This window comes from Crossiella cryophila, from assembly GCF_014204915.1.
GTDB classification, from domain to species: Bacteria; Actinomycetota; Actinomycetes; order Mycobacteriales; family Pseudonocardiaceae; genus Crossiella; species Crossiella cryophila.
The window spans coordinates 3,832,690-3,846,101 of sequence record NZ_JACHMH010000001.1 but is presented as its reverse complement, the minus strand read 5'-3'; the positions used below and the strand labels follow the sequence as shown (position 1 = coordinate 3,846,101).

Sequence of the window (13,412 nt, the reverse complement as noted above, 5' to 3'; positions counted from 1 at the left end):
CGTTACCGCCAGCGGACCATCCCGTGATCGCCGAACCGAACTCGTCGTTTAGGGTTGGCTAACCTAATCGTCGCCAGGAAAGAAGGACATCTGCATGTCGACGCGAACGCACAGGTCGTCGAGTCGAATGGTTCGTCTGGTCGCGGCCGGGGCGGCACTGGTGCTGGGCCTGACCGCGTGCGGTGGCGGCGGTGACGCCGGCGCCCCGAAGGACACGTCGGCCGGTGCCGCGCCGGGTTACCCCATCACCATCACGCACAAGCTCGGCACCACCACGATCAAGTCCGCGCCGAAGCGGGTCGTGGTGCTCGGCGAGACCGACCAGGACGTGCTGCTGTCCCTTGGCATCACGCCGATCGCGATGGTCAAGACCAACATCGGCGACGGCGTCGCGCCGTGGACCAAGGCCAAGCTCACCGGCGCCGCGCCCACGCTGCTGACCGCCGGCGACAACGGATTCGACGTCGAGCAGGTCCTCAAGCTCGAACCGGACCTGATCCTGGCCAACTACGACTACTACCTCGACAAGTACTGGAAGAAGCTCAACGACATCGTGCCGACCACCGCCTACGAGACCGGCCCCGCCGAGGACTCCTGGCAGCAGGTCACCCGCCAGGTCGGCAAGGCCGTCGGCAAGAGCGCCGAGGCGGAGAAGCTGGTCACCGAGGTCGAGGGCAAGATCGCCGGGGTCAAGAAGAGCAACCCGGAGCTGACCGGCAAGAAGTTCGCCTTCGGCGTCACCGGCCAGACCGGGACGATCATGGTGCTCAAGTCCACCACGGACACCGCGACCAAGCTGCTCGGCGAGTTCGGCCTGGTGCTGCCGCCTGCCATCCAGCAGCTGCCTGGTGAGTCCTTCGCGGTCGAGGTCAGCGCGGAGAAGTACGACCTGCTCGACCAGGACGTGCTGATCACCTACTTCAACGACAACAAGCAGCACCAGCAGGACGTCGAGCAGAACCCGTTGTTCAAGAAGCTCAAGGTGGTCAGCAAGGGCGGCACCATCGTCGTCGACCTGAGCGAGTTCTACTCGATCCGCACCCCCTCCCCGCTGGGCATCCCCTACGCCATCGACAAGATGGTGCCGAAGCTGTCCGCGGCGGTGAAGAAGACCGCCGTCTGATGCCAGACTGAGCCGGTGAGCCTTTCCAGCACAGCGATCAGGACCTGGGCCGCGCTGCTCGTCAGCGCGGCCCTCGTCGTTGCGGCGGGTTGTGCGAGCACACCCGAGGCGGCGCCACCCGGCGCCGGGGCCGGATTTCCGGTGACGCTGAACCACAAACTCGGCACCACCACCATCCCGGCCGCGCCCAAACGGGTGGTGGTGCTGGGCGAGGTGGACCAGGACGCGCTGCTCTCCCTTGGCATCACGCCGGTGGGCATGCCGCGTTCCAACGAGCACCCCAGCGGGATCACCCCGTGGGCGGCGGCGAAACTGGGCTCGGCCAAGCCGGAACTGCTGGTGGCCGGGGACAACGGCTTCGACCCCGAGCAGGTGCTCAAGCTCCAGCCGGACCTGATCCTGGCCGGCTCCGACTACTACCTCGACAAGTACTACGCCAAGCTGAGCGCGTTCGTGCCGACCACCGCCTTCGAGACCGGGGCCTACCAGGACACCTGGCAGCAGGTGACCCGCCAGGTCGGCAAGGCCGTCGGCAAGTCGGCCGAGGCGGAGAAGCTGGTCGCGGACACCGAGTCGGCGCTGACCAAGGTCCGCACGGATTTCCCGGCACTGCAAGGGAAACGCGCCACCATGGCGCAGGCGGCAGGCGCCGGGAAGCTGTACGCGCTGCGCTCGCCAACCGATCCGGCCGGGATCATGCTCGGCGCGTTCGGTCTGCGGATTCCCGATTCCCTGCAAGCACTTCCCGGCAACTTCGCGGCGGAACTGGGCGCGGAGCAGTACGACAAGCTGGACGTGGACCTGCTGCTGATCAACTACGACGGCTCCAAGGACAACGAGCGCGCGGTGGAGTCCAACCCGCTGTTCCGCAACCTGCCCGTGGTCAAGTCCGGTGGCCGGATCATCCTGGACGGCCTGGAGTTCCACGCCCTGCGCACCCCGACCCCGGTCAACATCCCTTGGCTGGTGACCCAGGTCCTGCCCAAACTGCGTGCAGGCAGCGGCGGCTGAGGCGAAACCGTTGTGGCATAAGAAAGGGCGGTCACCCGCACCCCGGGTGACCGCCCTCGTACGCGGTTGCCGTCGGCCCCGAACCGCCGGCCGCCGCTGGTCTACTAGTGCGCGGCCGCGACCACGCGCCCGGAGAGCTGCTCGCTGCCCGGCACCGGCTCGGCCGGATCGTTGCCAAGGGCCAGGATCCGGTTCCGCTCGTCCACGTGCACGACGTGCGGGACGTGCGTGGCCCGTTCCTCCTCGGTGAACTCCGCGAAGGACATGATGATCACCATGTCCTCCGGGTGCACCAGGTGCGCGGCCGCGCCGTTGATGCCGATCACGCCGCTGCCCCGCTCGCCGGTGATGGCGTAGGTGGTCAGGCGGGCGCCGTTGGTGATGTCGACGATGTGCACGACCTCGCCCTCGACGATGTCGGCCGCTTCCAAGAGGTTCGCGTCAATGGTCACCGAACCGACGTAGTGCAGGTCGGCCTGGGTCACGGTGGCCCGGTGGATCTTGCCGTTCATCAACGTACGCCGCACGTGGCGCTCTCCTTCATAGAACGTCAGGTGAGAAGTCAGTCGGCGGCGCGCATGGCCTCGACGAGGCTCTTCGGGCGCATGTCGGTCCAGCTCCGCTCGATGAACTCAAGGCAGGCGACCCGGGAGTCCTTGCCGAAGGCGATCGTCCAGCCGGCGGGCACGTCCACGAAGACCGGCCAGAGCGAGTACTGGCCTTCCTCGTTGACGAGGGCGTAGAACGTGCCGTTCTCGTCATCCAGCGGGTTCATCCACAACTCCTTGAGCGACTGTCCAAACGCCTCGAAGCTTAGGTTAGGTAAAGCTAACCTTGCAACCTTGTGTGACGCGTTCCTGCTCGTCCGCGCTGGGCCCGCTCAACGTGGCTTTACGCAGCTCAGGCAACGCGATCGCGATGCCGACCACACCGAGCACGCAGACCGCGCCACCGGCCACCAGGGCCATGCCGGAGCCGAGCAGCCGGGACAGGCCGCCCATCACCGCGTTGCCCGCGGAGGTGCCGGTGGTGGCCTGGGCCAGCCACATGCTGCCCACCCGGCCGAGCAGCCGCTCCGGGGTGTGGTGCTGCAACAGGGTGCGGCGCAGGATCTCCGAGATGGTGTCGGCCGCGCCGGCCACCGCCAGGAACAGCAGTGCCAGCCACAGCGCCGGGCTCAGTCCGAAGCCGATCACGGCCAGGCCCCACAACAGCACCGAGCCGATCAGCACCAGTCCGGAGCGGGCCACGGTCGCGGTCCAGCCACTGGTCAGCGCGGCCAGGAAGGCGCCGACCGCGGGTGCGGCGTAGAGCAGTCCGGTGGCGAACTCGCCGCCGAAGACGGCCACGCCCATCTCCGGGAACAGCACGTACGGCATGGCGAAGACCATGGCGCAGACGTCGATCAGCAGCAGTCCGGTGACCACCCGGCTGCGCCGCAGGAAGGCGAAGCCCTCCACGATGGAGCGGACGGGGTGCTCGTGCTCGACCGAACCCTCCGGTTCGAGCTTGGGCAGGAAGGCCAGCAGCACCGCGCCGAGCAGGAAGGTGGCCGCGTCGATGGTGAAACACACCGCCAGGCCCCAGGATTCGGCGATGAACCCGGCCAGCAGCGGGCCGATCATGGCGCCGATCTGGGTGGTGACCGCGGTCAGCGCGCCCGCCGCGGCCAAGTTCTCCGGACCGACCAGCGCCGGGGTGGCCGCGATCAGCGCGGGCGCGCCCAGGCCGTTGATCAGTCCGGCCGGGATCGCGGTGGCGTAGATCAGGGCCAGGCTGGGCGAGTCCAGGCTGGAGTTCCAGGCCAGCACGCCCAGCACCACCACCATGCCCAGCCGGGTGGTCACGATGATCAGGCGTTTGCTCGCCCGGTCGGCCAGCACGCCGCCGACCAGCAGCCCGAACAGCAGGGCCACCCCGAGCGCCAGGCTGACCAGCCCGACCTGCAGCGAGGACCGGGTGATGGCGAAGACCTGGAGGTTGGCCGCCACCACGGTGAGGTTGGTGCCGACCATGGCGATCACCTGCACGGCGAACACCAGCCGGAACGGCGGGCTGCTGCGCAGCGGGGCGGTGTCCATGACGAACTGTCCGAGTCGCACGCCCAGAACTTACCTTAGGCTTACCTAAACCCGACATCCCGGCGCGAACGGTTGCGTTCCCCCAGGCCCATCCCGCTCGTTAGTGGGAGTGACGGAGTACGACGACCAGCGGTTTTCTGTCGGGAGGAACAAATGAGAGCGCTCTTTTCCGAAAACAGGCCGGATCATGGGATGTAGTTCCTTCGAAGGATGACAACGGACGAACAGCCCAGCATTGTTGACCCCTCTCCGCAATTGCTCGCCCCCTTCCCGCCATTGGAGCAGGGCGTGAACCAGCTACGCGCGGGCCTGGACCCGTGGAAAGTGCTTTCCCGCGATCTGGCGCCGTTGATGCGGGCCGAGGTCCCGGATGTGGCCGACCAGATACTCGGCGAGATCCAACGCGGTATACCCGAGTACTCCCGGCCACTCGACGAGTCGTTCGGGCAGATCATCAGCGACGGGATCGAGTACGCGCTGATGCAGTTCGTGGACCGGGTGGCCGACCCCGGCGCGCCGCAACCGGCGATCGCCGAGATGTACCGGCGGCTGGGCCGCGGCGAGTTCCACGAGGGCCGCAGCCTGGACACGCTGCAGCGGGCCTACCGGCTCGGCGCGCGGATCGCCTGGCGGCGGCTGACCGACTTCGGCGAGCGGGTGCACCTGTCGGTGGACACCATGCGGCTGCTCGGCGAGGCGGTCTTCGCGCACATCGACGAGCTGGCCGCGCTGTCGGTGGAGGGTTACGTGGCCGCCCAGCAGCGGGCCACCGGCGCCAGGGAACGCAGGCGGCGCAGGCTGCTGGAGGTGCTGCTGGCCGATCCGCCCAACCCGAGGCACCTGGTGATCGAGCTGGCCGCGGCCGCCGAGTGGGAGCTGCCGGACCGGGTGTGCGCGGTGGCCCTGGAACCGCGGCCGGACCGGGTGAACAAGGGCGAGCCCCGCCTGGACCGGGCCATCCTGGTCGACTTCGAGGGCAGCGCGCCCTGCCTGCTCATCCCGGCCGGCGCCGAGCACGAGCGGCTGCTGGACCGGCCGTTGCAGGACTGGCTGGTCGCGGTCGGCCCCACGGTGGAGCTGTCCAGCGCCGCGGAGTCGCTGCGCTGGGCCCGGCACGCGCTGAACCTGATGCGCGCGGGCACCCTGCCCGCGCTGGACGTGCAGCACTGCGCGGACCACCTGTGCACGCTGTGGCTGCTGCACGAGGACTTCCTGCTCGACGAGCTGACCGCCAGGGTGCTGGCCCCGCTGGCCGAGCTGACCCCGCGCCAGCGCGAGCGGCTCACCGAGACCCTGCTGGCCTGGCTGGAGACCCGCAGCGGCGCGCCAGAGGTGGCCGCCAGGCTGGGCATCCACCCGCAGACCGTGCGGTACCGGTTGCACCAGCTGGAGAGCCTGTTCGGGCACACGCTGACCGATCCGGCGGCCCGCTTCGAGCTGGAACTCGTGCTGCGGGCCGCCCGGCTGCGCCAGTCAGGAACGGCCGGCCAGCCGATTCAGCCCGGTCAGTCGAAGCCGCCGGTCAGGTAGCGGTCCCTGGTGGTGGCCCGGCAGACCGCGCCGTCCGGGGTGCGCGGCAGCCGCCCGGTGTCCACCAGCACGACCCGGTCCAGCACCAGGCCGTGCCGGGCGGTCACCGCGCGCCGGACCTGGCCTGCCACCTGCTGGGTGGAGCATTCCCGGACCCGTTCGGCCACCAGCACGGTGAGCACCCGCTCGAACTCGCGCACGGTGAACACGGCGGCCTGGTGCGCGCGCAGCGCGGAATGCGCGCCGGCCACGGTGGCCTCCACGTCGTAGGGGTAGTGCTGGCGCTCGCGCACGGTCAGCAGTTCGCCGACCCGGCCGAGCACGTACAGCTCACCGTCGTCGACCAGGCCGAGATCCCCGGTCCGCAACCAGCCCTGAGCAGGGGCGTCAGCGTCTTCGAGGCGGTTGCCGAAGGGCCGCTCGCCCGCCTTGCGGCGTCCCCAGAACCCGGGGCCGAGCGCGCCGGAGACCCACACCTCGCCGACCGCGCCATCCGGCAGCGTCCGTCCGTTGTCCGGGGCCACGATCCGCACCCGATGGCGGGTGGGTGTGCCGCTGGAGAGCAAGGTCAGCGCGTCGGGGGAGTTCTCCGCGCGGGGCTCGGCCCGGCCCCGGCGCAGCAGGGCCCGGTCGAAACCGGTGCGCCGGGGTGCGGCGGTGGTCACCGAGACCAGGGCGGCCGCGCCGACCGGCCCGTAGCCACAGCGCACCGCTTCCGGGCGGAGTCCGCATTCGGCGAAGGCGTCCAGGAACCGGCTCAGCGTCTGCGCCTGGGCGCTGGCCCCGTCCACGAACAGCGAGCGCACGTGGTCCAGCCGCAGCAGGGCCTTCTCCTGGGCGCCGATCCGGGCCGCGCAGTAGCCGTAGGCGAAGTCGGGGGCGGCGCTGACCGCGCCCGGGTTGGCGGTGAGCGCGCGCAGCCAGCGCTCGGGCTTGAGCAGGAAGGCGGCCGGGTCCATCAGCACCGCGCGGGCCCGCACCGCCACCGGCGCGATCACCCCGAGCAGCAGGCCCTCGGCGTGGTGCAGCGGCAGCCAGCTCACCGAGGGCGACTGACCGGGCAGCGCGCCGATGGACTCGACCAGGGTGAGCGCGTTGTCCACCGCGTTGCGGAAGGTCACCTGGACCGCGCAGGGGGCGCCGGTCCAGGTCGGCGGGTACTGCAGGTAGGCCACGTCGTCCCCGGTGTGCCAGGCCGGTTCGACCTCGGCGCCGATCGCGTCGGGCAGCGCGTCCACCGCGACCACCTCGGGTTTGCGCAGGCCATGGCTGTCCAGGAACCCGTCGACCGCGGCCAGCTGGGCGCGGGTGGTCAGCACCAGCCGCGGCCCGCAGTCGGCGAACATCGCGGCCAGCCTGCCCACCGTGCCCGGATGGCCGGGCGGGAACAGCGGCACCGCGATGATCCCGGCGCGTAAGGCGGCCAGGAACGCGATCACGTAGTCCGGCCCGTGCGGGGCGACGATGGCCGCCCGCTGGCCGCGGCAGGCGCGGCGCTGGATCCAGGCGGCCACCGCGCTGACCCGGCGGTCCAGCTCGGCCCAGGTCAGCACGACGGCCTCACCGAGCGGGCGCGGCCCGTGGTGGTCCAGGAAGGTCAGCGCGGGCTGGTCGCCGAACCCGGCCGCCCAGCGGTTGAGGTTGTCCGGCAGCGACAATCCGCCCTGGTCCAGCTTATGGAAGAGCTGTTGCGGAATTAGTGCGGCAGCACGAAAAGACCCGATCACAATGTTTTCTCCTCCGACTTCCCCGAGCTGGACGCTATTTATCAACGAGGAACACTGTCAATAGCCAGGAGGTGAACCGCGGTGACATTCCGCCGACCACAAACCCGGATCAGTCCCGCCCGCTGGGAAATTTGTGAGCCAGGTGACAAGTCGCCTTACACAATCGGGTGACAACGATTGGGAACCGCGACTTTCCCGCGGCCGTGCCGTTGATCACGACATGGTGGAGTGCCGAACCGAGTCCGAGGCCGCAGTGGCCCTCACCGAGGTGGCCGGGCGCCTGCGCCAGGCAACCGAGGAGAGCTGCCAGTACCGCCGGGCCGAGTTGTTGATCGGGATCGCCGAGTCCGTCCAACGGATCAGCGACGACCTGGAGTGGCTGGTCGCCGCCCAGTACGAGCCAGTCCCCCCGCCCAGGGCGGAACACAGCGCCGAGGTGGTGGTCCGTCAGGCAAGGCTGGAACTGGTCCTCCCCAACGACGAACTGGCCACCGTCACGGTCAGCCCAGGCCTGCGCGGCCCAGAGTGGAACGCCCAACCCTGGCTACCGCTGTTACCCATGAACGGCTCCATCCGCCTCGCCATCGAAGCCGCCCTCCGCCGCATGGGCCACGCCGTAACCGAAGCCATGGTCCCCTCCCCCATAACCGAACACCGCCAACCCTGACCCCCACCCCCCCTCCCACCGTGTTGGCCGTTCTCGTACGGAGTGTTGGCCGTTCTCGTACGGGTCGTTGGCCGTTGTGGGACGGGGCGGGGTGTGGGGTTGGGGGGTAGACCCCCACGACGAGGGTTCTCGCGTGTTCTCCGTACGGCCTGGAGCTTGCTGACCGCGCCTCGCCGAGTGGCCCCTGCAACCTGCTTCCGCCCTAGCTTCCCATCGTGACGGGGGCCGCTCGGTGAGGTGTGGTTGGCTTGCGGAAGGCCGTGCGGAGAACACGCGAGCCCTCGGAGCCACGCTGGAACCGGCCCCGGCAGCCCAAACCCCGCCCCGCAACCTGCTCATCCCGGTTCTTGACTTGCCCCACCCCCTCCGGTGGTCTGCCCGGCCGGCGAGGCCATCTTTTCCGCTCTTGATCTTTGCGCTTGTGGCCTCTGTTGCTGAGGTACCCGAACGAAGATCAAGATCGTCCTCGCCGGACGGGCAGAAATCAAAGGATGGGGGGAGAAGATCAAGGGCAGAGAGCAGTGCTCGTACGGTTCCCCATCCCCGTCAGCCCTCCGATACCAAACCACATCCTGGGCGCGCGGACCCCTGCGGTTGGGTGGCTAGGGCGGCGGCGGGTTGCGGGTCCGCGCGCCCAGGATGCGGTGTGTCCTCTCCAGGCTGACGGGGATGGGGAACCGCTCAGGGAAGGTTTGAAAAGCCACCCCGGCTGCCCGTCCTCGGGCTCCGCCCGCCCACAACGGCCAACACCCCGTACCAAAACGGCCAACACTCGGTACGACAACGGCCAACACGCGCGGAGGGTTGAAACCCCCCGAACCCCTCCCCGGCGTGTTGGCCGTTCTTGTACGCCGTGTTGGCCGTCGTCGTACACCGTGTTGGCCGTTCTCGTACGCCACCCCGGGGGCCGCCCCGGGGCGGGGCCGGACTGGGCGGGGACGTGCGGATCATTCCCACCCCTGCACCCCATGTGATACCAAGTACCCCATGGGAAGTATGCAGGTGAAAACCGACTGGATCCCCGATGCGGAAGTGCGGGACGTCTACTCCCGCCAGTGCCCCTGCCGGGATCTGCTCGACATGCTCGCCGACAAGTGGACCGCCCTGACCATCGGCGCCCTGGAGGACGGCCCGCGCCGGTTCGGCCAACTCCGCGTGAAGCTGGAGGGCATCAGCCAGAAGATGCTCACCCAGACCCTGCGCACGCTGGAACGGGACGGCCTCGTCACCCGGACCGTCTACCCGACCGTGCCACTACGCGTGGACTACGAGCTGACCGAACTGGGTCGCTCGGCCGCCGAGCCGCTGGCCGCGGTGCGGGCCTGGTCCACTGGCAACCTGCCGCAGGTGGTGACCGCGCGGCGGGCCTTCGACCAGCGGGCCGCGGACGTGCCGCAGCCCTCCTCCTAGCCGCTTGTGTCCCCGCTGTACGGAGCCGTACCGTCAGGTTCTGTCTCAGTACGGGGGAAGCCGGTCAAATCCCGGCGCTGACCCGCAACCGTAGGCGATCTTCGTGATCGCGAGCCGGAGTGCCTGTCTGAGCTGCGCGGCTTCATCTGTCGAGGACTACAGGGTGGAGCCGGTTGGCTCCCCTGTGCGCCTGCCGGACTCGACCACCGCGAGGAAGGCACTGGGGATGAACCAGATCTGGCGGCGAGCGCTGTCCGCGTTCGCCGGGGCAGCACTGTTATTGAGCATGGCCGCGCCACTGGCCGCGGCCGCGCCGGCACCGATTCCCGGCAGTCCCGGCTACTGCCCGGACGGCAACGGGGTCACCGTGGTGGTGGACTTCCAGGAGCTGGGTGGGGCGACCGAGATCCGGTGTGCGCCCGGCGACCAGGCTTCGGGGCTGACCGCGCTGGAGAACTCCGGTTTTGTGGTCGAGGGCACCCGGCGCTGGGGCAAGGCGTTCATCTGCCGCATCCAGGGCAAGCCGGGTGTGGACACCGAGGCATGTATCAACACCCCGCCCGCCAACGCCTACTGGTCCTACTGGCACGCCCCCAACGGCGGCAGCTGGGCCTACAGCACCTCCGGCGTGACCGGGCGCAAGCCCCCGCTGGGCAGCTTCGAGGGCTGGTCCTTCTCCAAGGACAAGACCGGCAGCACCAACCCACCGCCGCGGGTCGCCCCGGTCCGGCCGGCCGCGACCGCGCCCAGGACCGAGCCCAAGCCCGACACCAGGTCCGCGCCCAAGACCGATGACGTGGCCGCGGGTGGTCCGGAGGCGAGCCGCTGGCTGGCCGGCTTCCTCAAGGACGGCCTGCTGCCCGGGGTGATCGGCCCCGAGATGCCCGACCACGGGCTGACCCTGGACGCGTTGTTCGCGCTGGTGGCCACCAAGACCGATCCGGCGGCCCAGCAGCGGATGACCGGCGCGCTGGAACGCTCCGTGCTGGACTACATCGGCAACCCGTGGGGCGGGAACCCGAACGAACGCCAGGGCGACCAGACCGCGAAGGCGTTGCTGGGCGCGGTGGCCGCGGGGGTGGACCCGACCGACTTCGGCGGCGTCGACCTGCGCCAGGAAACGCTCAACCTGATCGCGGGCGCCGACGCTGGCGCGTTCGCCGGCGAGCTGCGCGACCGGGATGTGCAGCCGAAGTCCGAGACCAACCTGTTCGGCCAGAGCTTCGCCGTGCTGGGCCTGGCCCGCAGCGGCGGGGTGCCGCAGCCGGTGGTGGACTTCCTGGTCAAGCAGCAGTGCGCGGCCGGCGGGTTCCGGCTGTCCTGGACCAGTTTCGGCGCCACCGGCGCCCGCTGTGACGAGGACCCCAAGGCGGTGCTGGACCCGGACTCCACCGGCATGGCCGTGCAGGCCCTGCTCACCGCGGCCAGGTCCGGCAGCACCGGCGCGGCCGATGCGGCGACCAAAGGGCTGAACTGGCTGGAGAGCAAGCAGGACGAGGCGGGCGGCATCGGCGGCTCCGGCCCGACCGCGCCCTCCAACACCAACAGCACCGGACTCGGCGGGCAGGCACTGGCCGCCGGTGGCCGGACCAAGGCGGCCGAGCGGGCCGCCGAGTTCGTCCGCTCGCACCAGCTCACCAAGGACAACGGCGGCAAGGCAGGCGCCCAGGCAGGCGGTATCGCCTGGAACCGCGCGCAGTTCGAGGAGGCGGTCAAGGACGGCTTCCCCGAGCTGCCGGGCGCGCAGGACTCCTGGCGCCGGGCCACCGCGCAAGCGCTGCTCACCCTGGCCGGGGTGCCGCTGGGCGAACTCGGCCCCGAGGTCCCGGACGCCGGCCCCAACGGCAAGCTGGCCAAGTACCTGACCGGCAAGCTGGTCAACGGCGACCACGTCGAGGTCACCGCGGGCGGACAGTCCTTTGTGGACTACGGCCAGACCGCGGACGTCGCCTACGGCCTGCTGCTCTCCGGCAGGCAGCCCAGCAGCCTGACCAAGGTGCTGGCCTTCCTGGACAAGAAGGACAGCGTCGAGGCATACACCCAGGGCAAGCCCTTCGACAAGCCGGGCGCCCGCTACGCCGGGGCCACCGCCAAGCTCGCCTTCCTGTTCACCCTGGCCGGGAAGAACCCGCGCGCGGTCGGCGGCATCGACCTGATCGACCAGCTCAGCGGCCTGCTCGGGGACAACGGCCGGTTCGCCGACATCAGCGAGTTCGGCAACAACGCCAACACCTTCGGCCAGTCCTTCGGCATCCTCGCGCTGACCGCCGTTGGTGACACCACCCGCGCGGACAAGGCCGCCACCGCACTGGCCGCGGCCCGCTGCAAGGACGCCACCGTGCCGGTCGGCTTCCCCGCCGCCGAGGGCTGCGCCACCGGCACCGCCGATGCCACCGGCCTGGCCCTGCAAGCCCTCAACGCGGTGCCCAAGAACGGCGGCGCGCTGAGCCCGGATCGCAAGACCGCGCTCACCGAATCGGTGCGCGCACTGGAGAAACTGCGCCAGGGCAACGGTTCCTGGATCGGCCCCGGCGGCGAGAACGTCAACAGCACCGCCTACGCCACCATGGGCCTGCTCGGGGTCCGCCAGGACGCCAAGGACAGCCGCGCCTGGCTGCTCAGCCTGCAGCGCCAGGACGGCGGCCTGCCGCTCAACCCCGGCGCCGAGAGCAACCTGCTGGCCAGCGCCCAGGCCCTGCCCGCCACCGCCGGGAAGTCCTTCCTCAGCAAGGACAACGGCCCGGTCAAGCCGGCCGAGCGGGTGGCCAGGCCCGCCGACCCGAAGCCCGAGCCCAAACCGAACGACCCGCCGCCGAACGACCCGAACCCGGGTCCCGGCACCGATCCCGGTCCGGCCCCGCAGCCGCAGTACCGCCCGGCCGCACTGGCCCGCACCGGCGCCGAGGTCTCCGAGACCCTGCTCGCGGGCGCGCTGCTGCTGGGCGCCGGAGCGGCCATGGTGGTGCTGACCCGCAGGCGGCGGGCGGCATGACCGCACTACGCAAGCTGATCGTCGTGCTCGCGGTCCTCGCGGGCACGACGATCGGCGCGCCACCGGCCTTCGCCGCGGGCACCCCCGGCTACTGCCCCGACGACACCGGCGTGACCGTGATCATCGACTTCCAGCAGCTCGGCGGCAGCACGATCATCCGCTGCGCGCCGGGCAAACAGGCCACCGGCCACGCCGCGCTGCGGGCCGCGGGCATCAACATCACCGGCACCAACCGCTGGGGCGAGGCGTTCATCTGCCGCATCGAGGGCAAGCCGGGCAAGGACACCGAGCCCTGCATGGACACCCCGCCCGCCAGCGCCTACTGGTCCTACTGGCACGCGCCCAACGGCGGCGGCTGGACCTACAGCCAGCTCGGCGTGATGAACCGGACGCCGCCACCGGGCAGCTTCGAGGGCTGGTCCTTCTCCAAGGACCGCAGCGCCGAGTCCAACCCGGCCCCCCGCATCGCCCCCAGGCGCCCGAACCCCCAGCAACCCCCGCGCACCAACCAGCCGCCGCCCGGCAATCCCCCGCCCGGCAACCCGCCCCCCGGTGGCAACCCACCGCCCGGCGGTCAGCCACCTCCCGGCGGGAACCCGCCGCCCAGCTCGGATACCCCGCCACCCAGCGGCGAACCGACCTCGGCGACCACCCCACCGTCCACTTCGGACACGCCAACCTCGTCGAGCACTCCGCCCTCCACCAGTGAGGGACTGGCCTGGACCGGTGGCGTGGAGGCTGAGAAACCCAAGGCGGAGCAGGGTTTCCCGCTCTCCACCGCACTCGGCATCGGCGCGGTGGCCGTACTCATGACCGGCGCGGGCCTGCTGGCCTGGCGTCGCCGCCGCAACGCCGACAACCCGAGCTGACG

At 70.5% G+C, this 13,412-nt stretch carries 11 protein-coding genes; 7 read left to right on the top strand and 4 right to left on the bottom strand.

The window, feature by feature from the left end:
* Positions 1-127: 127 nt before the first annotated feature.
* Positions 128-1,123 (top strand): iron-siderophore ABC transporter substrate-binding protein, encoded by a 996-nt coding sequence (locus HNR67_RS17310; protein ID WP_185003292.1) that lies wholly within the window; start codon positions 128-130, stop codon positions 1,121-1,123.
* A gap of 15 nt (positions 1,124-1,138) precedes the next feature.
* Positions 1,139-2,134 carry an iron-siderophore ABC transporter substrate-binding protein gene (locus HNR67_RS17305; RefSeq protein ID WP_185003291.1) on the top strand — a complete coding sequence of 332 codons (996 nt, stop codon included), beginning with the start codon at positions 1,139-1,141 and terminating at the stop codon, positions 2,132-2,134.
* Positions 2,135-2,238: 104 nt separating this feature from the next.
* Here the strand turns inward: HNR67_RS17305 and panD are convergent, their stop codons facing one another.
* Genes panD through entS form a run of 3 tightly spaced genes read right to left on the bottom strand, consistent with a single transcriptional unit; the run spans position 2,239 to position 4,236 of the window.
* Entirely contained in the window at positions 2,239-2,661 is a 423-nt protein-coding gene (gene panD / locus HNR67_RS17300) for an aspartate 1-decarboxylase (RefSeq protein WP_185003290.1), read from the bottom strand.
* Positions 2,662-2,696: 35 nt separating this feature from the next.
* Entirely contained in the window at positions 2,697-2,909 is a 213-nt protein-coding gene (locus HNR67_RS17295; RefSeq protein ID WP_407645132.1) for an MbtH family protein, read from the bottom strand.
* A 43-nt stretch (positions 2,910-2,952) separates the two neighbouring features.
* Positions 2,953-4,236 carry an enterobactin transporter EntS gene (entS, locus tag HNR67_RS17290; protein WP_312987468.1) on the bottom strand — a complete coding sequence of 428 codons (1,284 nt, stop codon included), beginning with the start codon at positions 4,234-4,236 and terminating at the stop codon, positions 2,953-2,955.
* Between the two features lie 267 nt (positions 4,237-4,503).
* On the opposite strand from entS, the gene HNR67_RS46265 reads away from it, so the two are divergent.
* Entirely contained in the window at positions 4,504-5,745 is a 1,242-nt protein-coding gene (locus HNR67_RS46265; RefSeq protein ID WP_185003288.1) for a helix-turn-helix domain-containing protein, read from the top strand.
* Here the strand turns inward: HNR67_RS46265 and HNR67_RS17280 are convergent.
* Positions 5,721-7,403 (bottom strand): fatty acyl-AMP ligase, encoded by a 1,683-nt coding sequence (locus tag HNR67_RS17280; RefSeq protein WP_185003287.1) that lies wholly within the window; start codon positions 7,401-7,403, stop codon positions 5,721-5,723. The two genes, HNR67_RS46265 and HNR67_RS17280, sit on opposite strands and share 25 nt — an antisense overlap.
* Before the next feature lie 289 nt (positions 7,404-7,692).
* On the opposite strand from HNR67_RS17280, the gene HNR67_RS17275 reads away from it, so the two are divergent.
* The 4 genes from HNR67_RS17275 to HNR67_RS17260 all read left to right on the top strand — a co-directional run bounded on the left by HNR67_RS17275 (position 7,693) and on the right by HNR67_RS17260 (position 13,410).
* On the top strand, positions 7,693-8,139 hold the full coding sequence (locus HNR67_RS17275) for a hypothetical protein (RefSeq protein ID WP_185003286.1): 447 nt from the start codon (positions 7,693-7,695) through the stop codon (positions 8,137-8,139).
* 987 nt (positions 8,140-9,126) lie between these two features.
* The gene (locus HNR67_RS17270; RefSeq protein ID WP_246492537.1) at positions 9,127-9,549 is read left to right on the top strand and encodes a winged helix-turn-helix transcriptional regulator; all 423 of its coding nucleotides are present in this window, start codon (positions 9,127-9,129) and stop codon (positions 9,547-9,549) included.
* 226 nt (positions 9,550-9,775) lie between these two features.
* Positions 9,776-12,541 carry a prenyltransferase/squalene oxidase repeat-containing protein gene (locus HNR67_RS17265; protein ID WP_185003285.1) on the top strand — a complete coding sequence of 922 codons (2,766 nt, stop codon included), beginning with the start codon at positions 9,776-9,778 and terminating at the stop codon, positions 12,539-12,541.
* Positions 12,538-13,410, top strand: coding sequence for an LPXTG cell wall anchor domain-containing protein (locus tag HNR67_RS17260; RefSeq protein ID WP_221489937.1), 873 nt, complete (start codon positions 12,538-12,540; stop codon positions 13,408-13,410). The genes HNR67_RS17265 and HNR67_RS17260 overlap by 4 nt, the downstream gene beginning before the upstream one ends.
* The last annotated feature ends 2 nt before the right edge of the window (positions 13,411-13,412 follow it).